The organism is Dactylosporangium sp. CA-139114 (genome assembly GCF_050955725.1).
Classification (GTDB): domain Bacteria; phylum Actinomycetota; class Actinomycetes; order Mycobacteriales; family Micromonosporaceae; genus Dactylosporangium.
Map to the genome: position 1 here is coordinate 3,262,628 of NZ_CP192080.1, position 16,570 is coordinate 3,279,197.

Annotated in this window: 16 protein-coding genes; 13 read left to right on the top strand and 3 right to left on the bottom strand. The window is 71.9% G+C overall.

All coding sequences use genetic code 11. The features are described 5' to 3' along the window. Positions 1–103: 103 nt before the first annotated feature. The 7 genes from ACQP2P_RS14790 (at position 104) to ACQP2P_RS14820 (ending at position 8,400) form a co-directional block, all read left to right on the top strand. Complete coding sequence (locus ACQP2P_RS14790) at positions 104–1,204, top strand: ROK family protein (RefSeq protein ID WP_433616458.1); 1,101 nt, start codon at positions 104–106, stop codon at positions 1,202–1,204. A gap of 42 nt (positions 1,205–1,246) precedes the next feature. After that, the gene (locus tag ACQP2P_RS14795; RefSeq protein WP_433616459.1) at positions 1,247–2,302 is read left to right on the top strand and encodes an extracellular solute-binding protein; all 1,056 of its coding nucleotides are present in this window, start codon (positions 1,247–1,249) and stop codon (positions 2,300–2,302) included. Positions 2,303–2,404: 102 nt separating this feature from the next. After that, positions 2,405–3,487 carry an ABC transporter ATP-binding protein gene (locus tag ACQP2P_RS14800; RefSeq protein ID WP_433616460.1) on the top strand — a complete coding sequence of 361 codons (1,083 nt, stop codon included), beginning with the start codon at positions 2,405–2,407 and terminating at the stop codon, positions 3,485–3,487. After that, positions 3,484–5,235, top strand: a complete 1,752-nt coding sequence (locus tag ACQP2P_RS14805; protein ID WP_433616462.1) for an ABC transporter permease — start codon at positions 3,484–3,486, stop codon at positions 5,233–5,235. The genes ACQP2P_RS14800 and ACQP2P_RS14805 overlap by 4 nt, the downstream gene beginning before the upstream one ends. Next, complete coding sequence (locus tag ACQP2P_RS14810; RefSeq protein WP_433616464.1) at positions 5,223–6,053, top strand: creatininase family protein; 831 nt, start codon at positions 5,223–5,225, stop codon at positions 6,051–6,053. Before ACQP2P_RS14805 ends, ACQP2P_RS14810 begins: the two co-directional genes overlap by 13 nt. Then, positions 6,050–7,513, top strand: a complete 1,464-nt coding sequence (locus ACQP2P_RS14815) for an argininosuccinate lyase (RefSeq protein ID WP_433616466.1) — start codon at positions 6,050–6,052, stop codon at positions 7,511–7,513. Before ACQP2P_RS14810 ends, ACQP2P_RS14815 begins: the two co-directional genes overlap by 4 nt. Then, a complete protein-coding gene (locus ACQP2P_RS14820; RefSeq protein WP_433616468.1) occupies positions 7,510–8,400 on the top strand; it encodes an ROK family protein in 891 nt (296 codons plus the stop codon). The genes ACQP2P_RS14815 and ACQP2P_RS14820 overlap by 4 nt, the downstream gene beginning before the upstream one ends. Positions 8,401–8,450: 50 nt before the next feature. Here the strand turns inward: ACQP2P_RS14820 and ACQP2P_RS14825 are convergent, their stop codons facing one another. Further along, the gene (locus ACQP2P_RS14825) at positions 8,451–9,374 is read right to left on the bottom strand and encodes a DMT family transporter (RefSeq protein WP_433616469.1); all 924 of its coding nucleotides are present in this window, start codon (positions 9,372–9,374) and stop codon (positions 8,451–8,453) included. A 262-nt stretch (positions 9,375–9,636) separates the two neighbouring features. Here ACQP2P_RS14825 and ACQP2P_RS14830 point away from each other — a divergent pair, with 262 nt between their 5' ends. The 6 genes from ACQP2P_RS14830 to ACQP2P_RS14855 all read left to right on the top strand — a co-directional run bounded on the left by ACQP2P_RS14830 (position 9,637) and on the right by ACQP2P_RS14855 (position 15,451). Continuing rightward, positions 9,637–9,837: a hypothetical protein gene (locus ACQP2P_RS14830; RefSeq protein WP_433616471.1), complete on the top strand. Its 201-nt coding sequence runs from the start codon at positions 9,637–9,639 to the stop codon at positions 9,835–9,837. A gap of 113 nt (positions 9,838–9,950) precedes the next feature. Beyond that, positions 9,951–11,366 (top strand): glutamate decarboxylase, encoded by a 1,416-nt coding sequence (locus ACQP2P_RS14835; RefSeq protein WP_433616473.1) that lies wholly within the window; start codon positions 9,951–9,953, stop codon positions 11,364–11,366. A 128-nt stretch (positions 11,367–11,494) separates the two neighbouring features. Beyond that, the gene (locus ACQP2P_RS14840) at positions 11,495–12,328 is read left to right on the top strand and encodes a class II glutamine amidotransferase (RefSeq protein WP_433616475.1); all 834 of its coding nucleotides are present in this window, start codon (positions 11,495–11,497) and stop codon (positions 12,326–12,328) included. A 341-nt stretch (positions 12,329–12,669) separates the two neighbouring features. After that, positions 12,670–13,593, top strand: coding sequence for a TIGR03620 family F420-dependent LLM class oxidoreductase (locus ACQP2P_RS14845; RefSeq protein WP_433616476.1), 924 nt, complete (start codon positions 12,670–12,672; stop codon positions 13,591–13,593). A gap of 269 nt (positions 13,594–13,862) precedes the next feature. Continuing rightward, positions 13,863–15,176, top strand: coding sequence for a DUF2267 domain-containing protein (locus tag ACQP2P_RS14850; RefSeq protein WP_433616478.1), 1,314 nt, complete (start codon positions 13,863–13,865; stop codon positions 15,174–15,176). Positions 15,177–15,247: 71 nt separating this feature from the next. After that, positions 15,248–15,451 (top strand): hypothetical protein, encoded by a 204-nt coding sequence (locus ACQP2P_RS14855; RefSeq protein ID WP_433616480.1) that lies wholly within the window; start codon positions 15,248–15,250, stop codon positions 15,449–15,451. Here the strand turns inward: ACQP2P_RS14855 and ACQP2P_RS14860 are convergent. Both ACQP2P_RS14860 and ACQP2P_RS14865 read right to left on the bottom strand, forming a co-directional pair. Then, a complete protein-coding gene (locus ACQP2P_RS14860) occupies positions 15,420–16,379 on the bottom strand; it encodes a glycosyltransferase family 2 protein (RefSeq protein WP_433616482.1) in 960 nt (319 codons plus the stop codon). The two genes, ACQP2P_RS14855 and ACQP2P_RS14860, sit on opposite strands and share 32 nt — an antisense overlap. A 24-nt stretch (positions 16,380–16,403) precedes the next feature. Continuing rightward, positions 16,404–16,544 (bottom strand): hypothetical protein, encoded by a 141-nt coding sequence (locus tag ACQP2P_RS14865; RefSeq protein WP_433616483.1) that lies wholly within the window; start codon positions 16,542–16,544, stop codon positions 16,404–16,406. Positions 16,545–16,570: the final 26 nt, after the last annotated feature.

The window sequence follows — 16,570 nt, forward strand, 5'->3', positions numbered from 1 at the left end:
CCGCCGATTTTCTTCGCACTAGTAAGAAAGGGTGATCGCCGTGGGGAGAGCACCGACCAGCCCGGTAAGCCGGGAACGGTCGCGTGAGATCAAGCGCCAGTCGGTGATCTCGGCTGCCCGGGAGGCCCGCGTGCTGTCCCGGGTCGACCTGGCTGAGCTCACCGGGCTGCCCGCGGGGACGCTCACGAGCCTGGTGCGCGACCTGATCGCCGAGGGATACCTGATCGAGCGCGGCCCGGGCCCCAACACGACGGGGCGGCCGCGCGCGATGCTCGAGTTCAACCCGCGCGCCGAGCTGGTGGCCGCGGTCTCCCTCGAGCCGTCCCGCATCACCTGCGAGATCGCCGACAGCAACGGCGCGGTCATCGCCCACCGCACGTCGCGCCTGGGCCGCGACGTCGTCGAGACGGTCTGCCAGTTCGTTGCTGAGCTGGTCGCCGAGCATCGGCCGTCGCTGTGCGGCGTCGCGATCGCGGTGCCCGGCGTGTCGTCGGACGGCGCGGTCCGGCTGGCGCCTTCGGTCGGCCTCGTCGAAGCGCGGCCGATCGGCCGGTCGGTGCAGGAGGAGCTCGGCGTGCCGGTGGTCGTCGACAACGACGTCAACCTGATGGCGGCGGGGGAGCGGATGGCCGGCGCCGGCAAGGATGTCGACGACCTGCTGCTGCTGCACTTCGCCGACGGCATCGGCGCCGGTCTCGTCCTGGACGGCCACGTGCGGCGCGGGGCGAGCGGCGCGGCGGGGGAGGTGGGGTTCCTTCCGGTCGACGCGGAAGCGGATCGCCCCTACAGCGGCGTCGGCCCCTTCGAGGCACGCTGGTCGGCCAACGCGATCGCGGAGCGGGTCGTCGCACTGCATCCCGGCCGGCGCCCCGAGGCACCGGTCAGCGAGCTGATCGAACTGGCGGCCACCTCCGGCCCGGCCCGCGCCTACCTCGACGAGGTGCTGCACGCATGGGCGCGGCTCATCATCTCGTGCGCCTGCGTCGTCGACCCGGGACGGGTGCTGCTCAGCGGCGCGGCGGCGCAACTCGACGACGCGGCGCTGGAGCGCATCCAGGACCTGGTCTCCGCCAAGGCCCCGGCCGCGACCGAGGTCCACCGCGCCGTGCTCGGAGACCAGGCGGTGCTGCACGGCGCGATCAGCTACGCCTTGTCGGCCGCGGCGCGGCTACCCGGCCCCCAGCCGGCCGCCACGCACCGATAACACCCACCGATAGCACCCTCAACTCTGCAAGCGGAGGAAGCCATGAGACGTCGCGTTGCCCTCACCCTCGCCCTCGGTGCCTTGACGGCCGGGCTGACAGGCTGCGGCAGCGGAGGCGACGACGCCGCCACCGGCACGCCGGGCGCCTCGGCGCAGAAGATCGTCGTCTACAGCGCCCGGGACAAGAAGGTCACCGACTTCGTCGTCGAACAGTTCGTCGCCAAGCACCCGGAGTACAAGGGCAAGGTCGAGGTGCTCAACATGGGCGCCCAGGAGGTGCTGGAGCGCACCCGTGCCGAGAAGGCCAACCCGCAGGGCTCGGTCTGGTGGGGCGGCACGCAGCAAGGGCTCTCCGCCGGGGCCGGCGAAGGCCTGCTCGAGGCGTGGCAGCCGTCCTTCGCCGCGCAGATGGACGCGCGCTACAAGGATTCCCAGGGCCGCTGGTTCGGCGAGATCCTGCTGCCCGAGGTCATCATGTACAACAACAAGTCGATCCCGGCGGACCAAGCGCCGAAGGACTGGGACGACCTGATCGACCCGAAGTGGAAGAAGAAGGTCATCATCCGGGACGTGGCCGCGTCGGGCACCATGCGGTCCATCTACGCCTCGATGATCCAGCGCCTGTCGCCGGACGGCAGCAACCCTCAGCCCGGTTACGACTGGCTGCGCAAGCTCGACGCGAACACCGTCGACTACGCCGCCAACCCGACGGACCTCTACGTCAGGATGTCCCGCGGCCAGGGCGTGCTCAGCGCCTGGAACCTGCAGGACATCCTGCTGCAGTCCGAGCAGTCCAAGATGCCGTTCGGCTACGTGATGCCCGCGTCCGGCGCGCCGGTGCTCGTCGACGGCGTCGCCATGATCAAGGGCGGGAACACCGAGGGCGCCAAGGCGTTCATCGAGTTCCTGTTCGACAGCGGACTGCGGGCCAGCCTGGCCAAGGACTACTTCCAGATCCCCGCCGTGCCCATCGCCGACCAGCCGCAGTGGCTGGCCGATCTCAAGCTCAAGCCGATGGATGTCGGCTGGGACGTCATCGCCAAGCACGAGACCGAGTGGATCAACCACTGGAACGCCGAGATCAAGAACAAGGGCTGATCACCCCGGGTCCGGGCCGTCGACCACGACCGCCCGGACCCGTCCGGGCCGGGCATGCCGGCTGATCGTTGCAGGCATCGACGCCAGCGCAGAGAGGCAAAGATGATCGACGTCGAGTTGGAGTCGGTGAGCAAACGCTTCGCCAGATCGGGCGAGGCCGCCGCGGTCGACGACGTGACCCTCACCATCGGCGCGGGGGAGTTCTTCACGCTGCTCGGGCCGAGCGGGTGCGGCAAGACCACCACGCTCCGCATGGTGGCCGGGTTCTATTTCCCCACGGTGGGGCACATCCGCTTCGGCGGCCAGGACGTCACCCGGCTCGCCCCCAACAAGCGCGACACCGGCATGGTGTTCCAGAACTACGCGCTCTTCCCGCACATGACCGTGGCGCAGAACGTCGCCTACGGGCTCAAGGTGCGCAAGGTGTCCCGCGCCGAGGCGACCCGGCGCGTCGCCGAGGCACTGGCCCAGGTGCACCTCGACGGATACGGCCCGCGCCGGATCGACCAGCTCTCCGGCGGCCAGCAGCAACGCGTCGCGCTGGCCCGCGCGCTCGTCATCCGCCCGCGCATGCTCCTGCTCGACGAGCCGCTGTCCAACCTCGACGCGAAGCTGCGTGAGGAGACCCGCACCGAGATCCGGCGCATCCAGCGCGAGGCCGGCACCACGTCCATCTACGTGACCCACGACCAGGCCGAGGCGATGGCCATGTCGGACCGCATCGCGGTGATGCAGGCCGGCCGCGTGCAGCAGATCGGCACGCCCAAGGAGGTGTACCACCAGCCCGCCAACGCGTTCGTGGCGCGCTTCATCGGCCGCAGCAACGTGCTGTCGCTGCCCGTCACCACCGCCGACGCCACCCGGGTCGAGGTGGCGGTGCCCGGCGGCGCTCGCGTCGCGGCCGGCGCACCGGTCGGACACGGGCTGCGCGCCGGCGACACGGCACTGGTCTCCGCGCGGCCCGAGCACATCTCACTGGCCGGCGCCGAGGACCCCGACGTGATCCGCGGGCGCGTGACCGCGCTCGAGTTCACCGGCATGGCCACGCACCTGACGGTCGACATCGGCGCCGACGAGGGCGGTGAGGTGACCGTCGCGGCCGTCGAGGTGCCCGACCGCGTGAGCGTCGGCGACCGGATCGGGTTGCGGCTCTGCGCCGACCGGCTGTGGGTGGTCCGGCCGTGACCGCGGCGTCGACCACGCTGCCGACCCGGCGTGCCGCGCTGGCCCGGCGGCTCGCCGGCGGCGCCGGATCCGCCTGGTTCCCGTACGTCCTCGTGGCCCCGCTCGTCCTGATCCTCTGGGGGTATGTGGTCCAGCCGATGCTCGCCACGTTCGTGGAGAGCGTCAGCAAGGACGGCGCCGGCAACTACACCCAGTTCCTCACCTCGTCCGGCGTCGCGCGCACCTCCCTGATCACGTCGCTGGTCATCTCGGCGGCCAGCGTCGTGCTGTGCGGCATCGTCGGTGTCGCGATGGCGTTCCTGCTCAAGCGGTTCTCGTTCGCCGGCCGCCGCCTCATCGAGGCGTTCATCCTGGTGCCCGCCGCGCTGCCGCCGCTGATCGGGGCGATCGCGTTCCAGCTCCTGTACAGCGACATCGGCATCCTGCCGCGCGGCCTGCAACACCTGTTCGGCACCGAGGAGCCGGTGCTCGCGTTCGACGGCATCGCCGGGGTCCTGGTCGTGCACACCTTCACCATGTACCCCTTCTTCTACCTGGCGGCGTCCGCCGCGCTCGCGGGACTGGACCCGTCGATCGAGGAAGCCGCGTACAACCTCGGCGCCGGACGCATCCGGGTGTGGCGCACCGTGCTGCTGCCGATGCTGACCCCGGCGCTGGTGTCCGCGTCGCTGCTGGTCTTCATGACGTCGCTGGCGTCCTACACGGCACCGCTGCTGTTCGGCGTCGACCAGACCATGACGATGCAGATCTACATCAACCGCACCAACGGCAACCTGCCGATGGCCTCGACGTACGCCTCGGCGCTCGGCCTGGTGTCGATCGCCTTCCTGCTCCTGATGCGCTGGTACGAGGGGCGGCGCAGCTACCTGTCGCAGTCCAAGGGCATCTCCGCGCGCCGCCGGGAGATCGCCAACCCGATCGGCCGCCGGCTCGCGCCCGTGGCCTCGGTGCTGGCGGCGATCGTGCTGCTGGCCCCGGTCGCGACGATCGCCCTCGTGGCGTTCTCCGCGGACGGGTCCTGGACGACGGAGATCATCCCGTCCGCGTACACCACCGACAACTTCGTCACCATCTTCTCCGAGCCCAACGCGTTCCAGCCGATCCTCAACTCGCTGCAGATGAGCCTGCTCGCCACCGCCGGATGCGTCGTGATCGGCGTCCTGATCGCCTACGCGGTGCGGCGGCTGCGGTTCGTCGGCCGGAGCCTGCTCGACGTCGGCGTCATGATCGCGTGGGCGCTGCCCGGCACCGTCGTGGCGATCAACCTCATCTCGGCCTTCAGCACGGGCAGCGCGTTCAGCTTCGGGCAGGCGCTGATCGGTACGTTCTGGATCCTGCCGCTGGCCTACTTCGTGCGGTTCCTGCCGCTGGTGTTCAGGGCCAGCTCCGCGTCGCTGGCGCTGATCGACCCGTCGCTGGAGGAAGCGGCGCGCAGCCTCGGCGCGTCGTGGGGGCGGGCCTTCCTCAGCATCACGGTGCGGCTCATGCTGCCGGGCGTCATCGTCGGCGCACTGCTGGCATTCGTGCACGGCGTCGGTGAGTTCGTCGCGTCGGTGCTCATCTACACGTCGTCGACGGTCCCGATCTCGGTGGCCATCAACAACCGGATGTACTCCTTCGAGATCGGCACCGCCGCGGCATACGGCATGCTGCAGGTCCTGCTGATCTTCGTGGTCATGTGGTTCTCGGCGCGGCTGGAGAACGGCGGCCGGGCCGCGTCACGGCAGGCCGAGCAATGGACGAACTGATCACGGCCTGGCAGGCGAGCGGCGGGCTGCTCCCGGTGAGCCGGCTGCCGGGGCACGAACTGGCGCGCGTCGCCGCGGCCGCCGACTTCGCGGTCCTGCCCGTCGGGGCCGTCGAGTGGCACGGGCCGCACCTGCCGTTCGGCACCGACCTGATCCTGGCCGACGGCTTCGCAGGCGAACTGGACGGCGCCGGGCTGCGCGCCGTGTCGTTCCCGGCCGTCCCGTACGCGGCGTGCCCCGGGCAGACGCGGCCCTGGCCCGGGACCGTCGCCATCCGGCCCGAGGTTGCCGTCGCATACCTCTGCGACGTGCTCGACGGCATCGTCGCCGCGGGCTTCCCGCGTGTGCTCGTGGTCAACGGGCACGACGCCAACATGTCCACGGTACGGGCCGCGATGGAGTGGACGTCCGGCCGGCGGCGGGCGAGCCTGCTGCTGGTCAACTGGTTCCAGCTCGTCGACGCCCGTGAGACGACCGAGCTGTTCGGCGAGCTGCCCTCGCGCGGCCACGGCGGCGCCTACGAGACGTCTGCCGTCCTCGGTTTCGACCCGGAGGCGGTCCACCCGGCCGCGGCGCGCGACCTGCCGCCCCGCCCGAGGCTGGCGACGACCCATCCGTACGTCCTGGTCGAGTCGCGACCCGAGCCGTGGCAGGGCTGGTCCGGCCATGTCTCGCTGGCCACCGCGGCGGTCGGCAACCGGGTGCGCGAGCTGGCTGCCGCGCGGCTCGGTGACGTCGCGCGGGCCTGGGCAGCAGCGCCGCTGCCCGGCCCGCCCGGCGCCGACCCGGCACCACAACCACACGAGGGGAAGGCATGACCCACCAGCCGTTGACCACCTACCAGCAGCACCACCTCCGCGTCGTGTTCGACCACCACGCCGTGTATCTCTACCGGCCGATGGTCAAGGCCAGCGAGGCGCACGTGGTGATGCTCGCCGAGCAGGGCCTCGTGCCCGCCGCCGCGGCGGCGCAGATGCTGCGCGGCCTGGTCACGCTCCGCGAGGACCGGCCGGAGACGTTCGATTACGACGGCTCGGTCGAGGACGTCTACTTCACGCTGGAGAAGCGGCTCGCCGAGGCGTGCGGCATCCCGACAGGGCAGCTCAGCGTCCAGCTTGCCCGCAGCCGCAACGACCTCGACGCCGGTGTGTTCCGCATGGTGCTGCGCGACCAGCTGCTCGGCGTGCTCGCCGCGATCGGTGAGGCGGGGACCGTGCTGCTGGACCGCGCCGAACGGTACGCCGACGTGGTCGTGGTCGGGTACACCCACCGCCGCCCGGCCCAGCCGACCAGCATCGGGCACGTGCTCGCCGGATACGCCGAGGCGCTGGCCGGCCAGGCGGCCGCCTACGCGAGGCTGCTGGCCGAGATGAACCGTTCGCCGCTCGGCTCCTGCGCCTTCGCCGGCACCGACCTCGCGATCGACCCCCGCCGCGTGGCCGAGCTGCTCGGATTCGACGAGGTGGTGGTCAACTCGTACGAGGCGGTCGCCGGCGCCGACCACCTCATGCGCACGGCCGCGCTCAACGCGCAGGCGCTGGCCACCGGGGCGCGCGTGGCCCGCACCCTCATGGACTGGCTGACCTGGGAATGGGTGCGCACGCCCGAGGAGTTCACACAGGGCAGCAGCATCATGCCGCAGAAGCGCAACCCGGTCGTGCTGGAACACCTGGTCTCGATGGCCGGCGCGACCGCCGCCGACGCGGCATCCGTGTTCAACAACGTCGGCGCGGCGTGGTGGGAGGACTCCAACAACGCCACCACCGACGTCCAGGTGCGGCTGTGGGAGAGCAACGACCGCTCGTACCGCTTCTTCGCCCTGCTCGGCGGCCTGTTCGAGCGGCTGGAACCGCTGCGCCCGCCCGGCGACGCGGCGATCGTCGCGACCGGCGCGACCACGACCGCCGCCGCCGACGCCCTGACCCGGCACGGCCTGCCGTTCCGCGCCGCCCACTCGGTCGTCGGTCGCCTGGTCCAGGCCGGGCCGCCCGCGACCTGGACCGGCGACGACGTCCGCAAGGCGGCGCACGCCGTGGCCGGAGTCGACTCGCTCGACGACGACGCCGTGCGCGACCTCCTCGCCGCCGCGCTGCGCCCCGAGCTCGTCCTGCGCCGCGCCCAGTCGGACGGCCCGGGCGAGGCCGCCGTGCGGGCACAGGTCGCCCGGCTGCGCACCGGGTTGGAAGCGACGCTGGCTGAGGTCGCCGGGCTGCGGCAACGGCTGCTCGAGGCGGACGAGAAGCTCGCGGCCGCCGTCGCGGAGAGGGCCGCCGCGTGAACCGCGAGGCCCCGGCAGACCGGCGGTTGCTGGGCATCGACTTCGGCGGCACGAAGATGGCCGTCGGGATCGGTGACGCCGACGGAAGCCTGCTCGTTTCGCAGCGCCTGCCGACCCACGCGACGCTCGGCGCGCGGCAAGCGCTCGAACGCGCCCTCGACCTTGCGCAGAAGCTCGTCACGGAGACCGGCGGGACGTTGCACGCGGCCGGGGTCGCCTCGCCCGGCGTGATCCGCGAGGACGGCATCGACCTGGCGCCGAACGTGCCGGGCTGGGAGAGCCTGCGGCTGGCCGAGGCCGTCCGCGACCACCTGGGCGTCTCCCGCGTGCGGGTCACCAACGACCTCAACGCCGCCGCCCTCGCCGAGCTGCGCCACGGCGCGCTGCGCGACGCCGACCCCGGGATGGTCATCGGGCTGGGAACGGGGGTCGCCGCGGCGGTCACGGTCAACGGCGCCGTCGTGCCCGGGTATCGCGGCGCGGCCGGCGAGATCGCCTACGCCGTCACCGGCGCCGACTGGCCGGCGTCGCCCGAGCCGCTGCTCGAAGCGCAGTTCTCCGGCCGGGCCCTCGACAACCTGGCCGACCAGCTGGCGCTGCCGGACGGCGCGGCCGGGCTCTGCGCGGCCGCGGTCCCGTCCGGGCCGGTGCGCGACGCGCTGGTCACGCGGGTCGACGAGCTGGCCCGCCACGTCGTCACCTGCTGCCTGCTGCTCGACCCGCAGCGGCTCGTGCTCGTCGGTGGTGTCGCCCGCGACGAGCTGGTCCGCGACCTGCTGCGCGACCGGCTCGCCCACGCGCTGCCGTATCCACCGGAGGTCGTGCTGTCGACGTTCGCCCAGGACGCCGCGCTGCTCGGTTCGCTCACGCTCGCGGCGCAGGACTGATCCCGCGGGCTCAGCCCCTCCGATCGCTTCGGGCGATGACGTGCCGCGGGTCAGTCGGTGACCGCGGGGACCGGGGCCCGGCGGGGCGGCCCTGACTCGCGTGGCGGCCCGGCCGGTCGCGCACCGTGCTCGCCGCTCGTGGCGAGCACACAGCCGCCGACGATCAGCCCGAGCGCGGCGATCGTGCCCGTGCCGACCGGCTCGCCGAGCACGAGGGCGCCGGCCGCCACGGACACCGCCGGGCTGATGTACGTCACCACCAGCGTGCGGGACGGTCCCGCCTCACGCACGAGCGCGAAGAACGTCACGAACGCCAGCGCGGTGCAGACCGCGGCCAGGCCGGCCAGCGCGGCCAGCGCGGACGGGGGCGGCAGCTCGGTGGGCGTCCGGGCCGCCGCCGGCGGCAGCGTCACGAGCCCGCTGATCGCAAGGCAGACCGCCGTGAGCGGGACCGCCGGCACGTCTTGCAGGCGCCGGGCGACGACCAGCGGCGCCACCGCCCAGCAGACGGCGGTCGCGAGCACCTCGGCGACGGCGACGACGTCGCCGCGCAGCCGCGGGCCGGCGAGGAGGGCCACACCGGCGAATCCCGCCGCCAGGCCGAGCACCCGGATCGGGCCGAGGCGCTCACCGCCCGGCGTGGCCGCGGCGACCAGGCACGCGACCAGCGGGGCGGCCGCGATCAGCAGGCCGGTGGTGGAGCTGTTGAGCCGAGTCTCGGCGTGCGCGAGCAGGGTCCACGGCACGACCATCTCCAGCAGGGCAAGGACGGCGACCGGGCGCCAATGGCGACGCAGCACGGCGCCGTGCCGGCCGAGGCCGGCGAACGGCAGCAGCATCGCCGCGCCCAGCAAGCCGCGCGCCGACACGAGGAACGGCACGGACATGGAGTCCACCGCGACCTGGATCAACAGGTACGGAAGCCCCCACAACAGGCTCATCGCGGCGAACAGCGCCCAGCCGCGCCGACTCATGGGCGGCCCCCTTCGACGTCGAATGTAACCGATGTAGCCTCGATTGCCAGTAACGCGATAGGTGTGGAGCGGTGACCGGTCAAGTGAAGTTAGACGGTTACACCGACGCCGGCGTGTTCGTCCTCGTCGCCCCGGCACGGATGCGGGTCCACACCCGCTGATGCGTGCTGCGCGTGCTGCGCCGCGTCGTCGACAGCCTCAACCATCCCGGGGGTTTGCCCGCCGAATGCCGAGGTAGTGCGGGGCGATGAAGACGTTGAGCATGCCGGTGCCCGAGGCTGGGTCGACCGACGCTCTCGGCCGTCCGGCCGGCACCGGTGATGTCCTGGACATCGCCCGGTTGGCGTGCTCGGTGGCCACGGCCGGTGGCGCGCTGGGTGCAGGCCTGCAGAGCGAGGCGTCGGTTCGGGAGGCGTCGTCCGGCTACCGGCCGGACGAGATCGTCGACGAGCGCCGGAGCTGAACGCACAGGTCTGCCCGCGGCTCGCCGCGGTGCGCACGACAACCCGGCGGCGCTACCCGACGCGATCGACGGGCACCGAAGAGAACGCCCAGAAGCGGACAAGAGGTCATGGCATGTCGTCACGCCCTGAGTACGACGGGGACGCCCCACAGTCCGAGCTCTCGGTGAACCCGCTGTTCACCAGGGAGCCGATCCGCATCCCGCGGGACCGGTTCCCGCACACCGAGCTCGACCCGCAGACCGCCTACCAGGTGGTGCACGACGAGTTGCTGCTCGACGGCAACCCGCGGCTCAACCTCGCCACGTTCGTCACCACCTGGATGGAGCCGGAGGCCACCCGGCTGGCGACCGAAAGCCTCACCAAGAACATGATCGACCGCGACGAGTACCCGCGCACCACGGACCTCGAGGCCCGTTGCGTGCGAATGCTGGCCGGCCTCTGGCACGCCCCTGACGCCGGGCAGGCGCCCGGCTGCTCGACGACGGGTTCGAGCGAGGCATGCATGCTCGGCGGGCTGGCCCTCAAGCGCCGCTGGCAGCACGCGCGCCGAGCCGCCGGACTGCCGGCCGACCGGCCGAACATCGTCATGGGGATCAACACCCAGGTCTGCTGGCACAAGTTCGCCAACTACTGGGATGTGGAAGCTCGGCTGGTACCGATGGAGGGGGATCGGTTCCATCTGTCGGGGCCTGCGGCGGTGGAGCGCTGTGACGAGAACACGATCGGCGTGGTGGCCATCCTGGGGTCCACGTTCGACGGCAGCTACGAGCCGGTCGCGGACATCTGCGCCGCCTTGGACGAGTTGCACGGGCGCACCGGATGGGACATCCCGGTCCATGTCGACGCGGCGTCCGGCGGGATGATCGCGCCGTTCTGCGACCCGGACCTGGACTGGGATTTCCGGCTGCCCAGGGTCGCCTCGATCAACGTGTCCGGGCACAAGTACGGCCTCGTGTGCCCGGGCCTCGGCTGGGTGGTCTGGCGCACCGCCGCCGCCCTGCCGGAGGACCTGGTGTTCCGGGTCAACTACCTGGGTGGCGAGATGCCGACGTTCGCGCTCACATTCTCCCGTCCTGGCTCGCAAGTCGTCACGCAGTACTACAACTTCCTGCGCCTGGGCATCGACGGGTATCGCAGGGTGCAGCGCTACAGCCGGGAGGTCGCGGAGAGCCTGGCGGACCGGCTCACCGAACTGGGGCCGTTCCGGGTGCTCACCAGCGGCGACCAGTTGCCGGTGGTGACGGTCACGCTGCACGAGGACGTCACCTCGTACAGCGTGTTCGACGTCTCGCTGGCGCTGCGCGAGAGCGGCTGGATCGTCCCGGCGTACACGTTCCCCGAGCACCGCACCGATCTGTCGGTGCTGCGTATCGTGGTGCGCAACGGCTTCAGCCACGATCTGGCCGGGATGCTGGTGAGCGACCTGCGCCGGGCGCTGAGCCGGCTGGAGCGGCAGACCGCCCCGGTCCACGGCCCGGAGTCGGCGTCGTTCGCGCACGGCGCCAGCCGTCCCACCGATCGCGGATGACCACCAGCGGCAGCCCGGCCTGGCGGATCACGTTCTCGAGGTGATCCGAGCCGCAGCCGATACGCCGCGCAGCAATGGGGCGACACGACGGACTCGTGTCGCCCGGACGACGAGGGGCGGAGGCGGCGATGTGCCGGTGGCTCGCGTACTCGGGCTCATCACTTCTGATCGAGGAGTTGCTCTACAAGCCGGACCATTCGCTGATCGACCAGAGTCGCCACGCCCGCCTCGGCGTGGACACCACCAACGGCGACGGGTTCGGCGTCGGTTGGTACGGCGTGGGCGATGTCCCCGGGCTGCTGCGGTCCATCAGCCCGGCGTGGAGCGACCGCAACCTCCGCGAGCTGGCCGGCCATGTCAGTTCGCCGCTGTTCTTCGCGCACGTGCGCTCCTCGACCGGAACGCCGGTCCAGCAGACCAACTGCCACCCGTTCCGGTACGGGCGGTGGCTCTGGATGCACAACGGCTCCATCGCCCGGTTCGCCACGTTGAGACGCGACCTCATGCTGGCCGTCGACGCCGAGTTCTTCCCCGCGATCGAAGGCTCCACCGACTCGGAACTGATGTTCTTCCTGGCGCTCACCTTCGGCCTGCGCGACGACCCGCCCGGCGCGGTGGCCCGCATGGTCGGCTTCGTCGAAGCCGTCGCGCTCCGGCACGACGTCGCGGACCCGGTGCAGATGACCGTCGCCACGTCCGACGGATCGACGGTCTGGGCCTTCCGGTACTCCACGCAGCATCAATCAAGATCGCTGTTCTACAGCACCGAGACGCGCTCCCTGCGCATGCTCCACCCGGAGATCCCCGCGCTGCGGCTGTTGTCGGACGAGTCCCGCCTGGTCGTCTCCGAACCATTGGTCGACCTGCCGGGCTTCTGGAACGAGATGCCGGAGTCGTCGTACAGCATCATCGCGGACGGACAGGACGTGATCCACGCCTTCCGGCCGGAGCCGCCGAAATGACGTCCGCGATGGATGCAGGCGGCCGGGTTCTGCGCGGCCGGCCGCAGCACCAGGTCGCGCAGTTGGGTCCGGAGCCGGTAGCGGGCGAATCGTCTCCCTGGTCCGGATAAACCGGCGTTCGCCGACATGGCCGTCGCCCGTCCGGGTAGCCAGACATGACCAGCGGAGTGCTTCTCGATCTCGACGGCACGCTTGTCGACACCGCGTATCTCGTGGCGGGTGAACTTGGTAGCCACCGCCCGGGCCGGGCCGGATGAGTCGCAGCCGGATCGGGTGCGCAGCGCACCCGGCTCTGCTGGTCTGACTGACAAACGTAGAGCCGCGATTCCTGGAGGTGCGCCGTGGCCGTATCCGATACCGTCACCGAGACGAGGCAGGCCCTAGGCCCGGTGGGCGTCTGGCTGGGCGCGCTGCAGCGCGAGCCGGCCGAGAGCCAACGCTCCGCCGCGCTCCGCATCGAGGAGCTGGGCTACGGCTCGGTCTTCGAGGGCGAGTTGGTCGGCGGGAACGATGTCTTCGCCCAAGAGGCGGCGTGGCTGTGCGCCACCTCCCGGATCGTGACCGGGGCCGGCATCGCCAACATCTGGGCCCGCCACCCCGCCACGGCGCAGGCCGCCGCAGCGGCCCTCGGTGACGCCTGGCCGGGCCGGTTCGTGCTCGGCGTGGGCGTCAGTCACGCCCCGCTCATCGACAAGACCGGTATGACCTACGAACGGCCGCTGGAACGCATGCGCGAGTATCTCGACGGGATGGACCGGGCCACGGTCACCCCGCCAGCCAGGCCGGTTCCCCGGGTGCTGGCAGCGCTGCGCCGCCGGATGCTGGAGCTGGCCCGGGACCGCGCGCACGGTGCGCACAGCTACTTCGTCCCGCCCGAGCACACGGCGGACGCGCGCGAGGTCCTTGGCCCCGATCGCCTGCTCATTCCCGAACAGGCGATCTGCCTGGAGACCGACCCGGCCGCCGCACGGGCGACCGCCCGCGAGCACACCAGCTTCTACCTGAGCCTGCCGAACTACGTGAACAACCTCAAGCGCTTCGGCTTCACCGACGAGGACGTGGCCGGCGCGGGCAGCGACCGGCTCGTCGACGCGATCGTGGCGTGGGGCGACAAGGGTGCGATCGCCGCCCGGGTCCGCGAACACCGCGACGCCGGCGCCGATCACGTCCTGATCCAGCCGTTGTCGAAGGACATCCCCGGCGCGCTGCGCCAGCTGGAGGAGCTCGCGGGCGCACTGCTGCCCGTCAGCCCAGGGCGTCGGTGACGGGAGCGTCCGGGAGCCGCAGGAGGTACTGCGGTACCTCAACGCGGTCGACGACCCGGCGGACAGGGAGGCGCTGCTGCGGACGTCCTCGCGGCGATTCGCGGAATGCCACCCGTCGTGTACCGCAACAATGCCACTGATGTGCGGCTTGCGAACAGGGCAGGGCTTTCACCCCGGGATGGTGAACGCATCGGCAGCGAGCCGCGACAGGTTGACAGGGACTGCCGCAAACCGTTGACACAGACTGCCACGAACTCCGGGGGCGGGACATGAACTACGACGGCTTCCTCGAAATTGTCCGGCAGGAAGCAGGGATCGAGCGGGAGCAGGCCGACCAGATCAGCTGCTCCACCCTGAACCTGCTGGCGCAGCGCATCTCGAAGGGCGAGGCCGAGGATCTCGCCCGCCGGCTGCCCGAGCCGCTGCGGCCCTGCATGGAGCACCGGGGCCCGCACGCGACCTTCCACGCGGACGTGTTCCTGCGGCGCATCGAGCATGAGCTGCACAGCGACCAGACGACCGCCGAACGGGTCGCACGAGCGGTGCTGACTGCGTTGTGGCTCTCCGTCGGCTCGAAGGAGTACGACGACATGCGCTCCGAGCTGCCGAAAGACTTCCTGCCACTGCTCGAATCGGCCGAGGCCACCGCGCTACGGCTGAGGACCAGGCCCTCGCCGCCGTTCGTCGGCGGGCTTGGCGTCGACGAGTTCGTCGCGCGGGTCGCCGAGCGCGCCGGCCTCACCCAGGATCGGGCGAGAAAGGCCACCGAGGCCGTGCTCGAGGTGCTCGCGATGCGGGTCACCGACGGCCAGATCGAGGACCTCAAGCCGTTCATCCCGCCGGAGCTGCACGACCCGCTGAACCTCGGCGAGCAGCTCAGCGGCGGGCGTGCGCTGCCGATGCCCATCGAACAGTTCCTCGACGAGATCGCACGGCGGGAGGGCGAAGGCGTCACCCGCGAGCAGGCGGCCCAGCACGCCCGCGCCGTTTTCGCCGTCCTGCACGAGGCCGTCGGCGAGAAGGAGTTCCGTGACACGGCCGCGCAGCTGCCGCTGGACTACAGTTCGCTCCTCGACGCCGCACGGACCGGCACCAGCGTCGGCGTCGGCAGGGCTCCGGGCGGTACAGTGGCGGCCGCCGGCGCCCCCTCGCAGCCGCCGGATTTCATCGGGCCCCTCGATGCGGACGAGTTCGTCGGGCGGGTCGCCGAACGGGCCCACCTCGACCCCGGCCGGGCCGCCCGGGCGACCGACGCCGTCCTCGAGGCCCTCGCGCTGAGGATCACGGCTGGCCAGGTCGAGGACCTCAAGCCGTTCATCCCGCCGGAGCTGCGCGGCCCGCTCGACCGGGGGGTCGAGCGCAGCCGTGGCCGCGCCCGGCGCATGGACCTCCAGCACTTCCTCGAGGAGATCGCCGCGCTAGAGGGGCCTGGCGTCACGGAGGAGGAGGCGGCCTCCCACGCCCGCGCCGTGTTTCCGGTCCTCTACGAGGTGGTCGGCGAGAAGGAGTTCCGCGACACGGTCGCCCAACTGCCCGCCGAGTACGAACGGCTTCTTCCCCAGGAGGCGAAGCCGCGCCGCTGAGCTACGAGCCGGCGCGATGCGGCCGGTGTCCTGCGCCGGAAATGTCGTGCACCGCCGATGACCGCCCGCAGGTGCAGGTGCTCGTCGAGAGGTTTGTCGAGCAGCAGCGCGTCGAGCTCAGCCACGACGCGCTGCTGCTCGCCTGGCCGCCGCTGCGGCCGTGGATCGACGACGACCGCGCTGGCGTCGTCGTCGAGGCGCTGCCCGGGCCGCTGCTCGCGGCTGGCGGGCTGATGGGCGGCGTCAGCTCACGTACCGGCGGGAGCCGGTCCTGAGCTGGCTGTCCTCCACGAGCCGGAACCCGGCCTCGACGCGGTCGGGCAGCACCGCGCGGTTGCGCAGCACCCACGGCAGACCGGTGGCCGCCTCCGCGAACCCGGCGAGGGACACGTGGTCCCGCGGCACGGTCCGGGCCAGCATGAACGTGCGCCGCAGGGCCCGCCCGAACGGCCGGCGCAGCCAGGTGAACCACAGCGTGTTGCGGATGCCGTGGCGCCGGCGCAGGTCACGGTCGCGCAGCGGCGACGGCTGGTGGTGCACGGTGATGTCGTCGAGGTAGCACAGATACCAGCCGGCGGTGGCCAGGTCGGCGCAGAGCAGTTCCTCCTCGCCACCCAGCCACAGCCGGGCGGAGAAGCCGCCGACCGCGCGGAACGCCTCCGTGCGCAGCATCGACGCGCCCGCGAGGATGCTCACCAGCGCCGGTCCGGGCAATCCGGGGCGGGCCGGGACCGGCGAATCGCGCAGTTCGGCGACGATCGGGTCCTCGCCTCCGGCCGGCTCGACGATGATGCGGGCGGTCACCGAGGCGACGTCGGGGTGCGCGTCGAGCGCGTCAGCGGCCCGTTCCAGCGCGCCGGGCGCCCACCAGGTGTCGTCGTCGCAGAACGCCACGAATGGGGTGCGGATCCGCTCGACCGCCACGTTGCGCGCCACGGCGCCGAGGTTACTCCCGGCGCGGATCAGGTTGACCCAGGGAAACGCGTCGGCCACGGCGTCGGCGGTACCGTCGCTGGAGGCGTTGTCCACCACGACGACCGGCGGGCACTCCGGCAGCCCCTCCAGCTTGGCCAGGGTCCGCTCGAGCTCGGCGCGGCGGTTGTAGGTGATGACGACGACGGTGACCCGGTCGTGCAGTGATGCCCCGGTGACCGGCGGTCGCTCCCCGGGCGGTCCGACGACGGACGTCGCGAGTTCATACACGACCGGGACGACTACCCGGCCCGATCACCGGTACACCACGATCACCCGTCCGACGGGTGACCCTGCGCGCTCGGGACCGGTGGAGCGCAGGCCGTCACGGACGACCGCCAGCGCGCGGCCCGGGTCCAGCACCTCGGCCGCCGCGGCGCCGAGCCGGGCGTGCACGTTGAGACCAGCGCCGACGAGCGCTG

Coding starts and splice junctions, on each gene's coding strand:
- ACQP2P_RS14795 (WP_433616459.1), top strand. CDS start 1,247: ATGAGACGTCGCGTTGCCCTCACCCTCGCCCTCGGTGCCTTGACGGCC.
- ACQP2P_RS14800 (WP_433616460.1), top strand. CDS start 2,405: ATGATCGACGTCGAGTTGGAGTCGGTGAGCAAACGCTTCGCCAGATCG.
- ACQP2P_RS14810 (WP_433616464.1), top strand. CDS start 5,223: ATGGACGAACTGATCACGGCCTGGCAGGCGAGCGGCGGGCTGCTCCCG.
- ACQP2P_RS14815 (WP_433616466.1), top strand. CDS start 6,050: ATGACCCACCAGCCGTTGACCACCTACCAGCAGCACCACCTCCGCGTC.
- ACQP2P_RS14825 (WP_433616469.1), bottom strand. CDS start 9,374: ATGAGTCGGCGCGGCTGGGCGCTGTTCGCCGCGATGAGCCTGTTGTGG.
- ACQP2P_RS14830 (WP_433616471.1), top strand. CDS start 9,637: ATGCCGGTGCCCGAGGCTGGGTCGACCGACGCTCTCGGCCGTCCGGCC.
- ACQP2P_RS14835 (WP_433616473.1), top strand. CDS start 9,951: ATGTCGTCACGCCCTGAGTACGACGGGGACGCCCCACAGTCCGAGCTC.
- ACQP2P_RS14840 (WP_433616475.1), top strand. CDS start 11,495: ATGTGCCGGTGGCTCGCGTACTCGGGCTCATCACTTCTGATCGAGGAG.
- ACQP2P_RS14850 (WP_433616478.1), top strand. CDS start 13,863: ATGAACTACGACGGCTTCCTCGAAATTGTCCGGCAGGAAGCAGGGATC.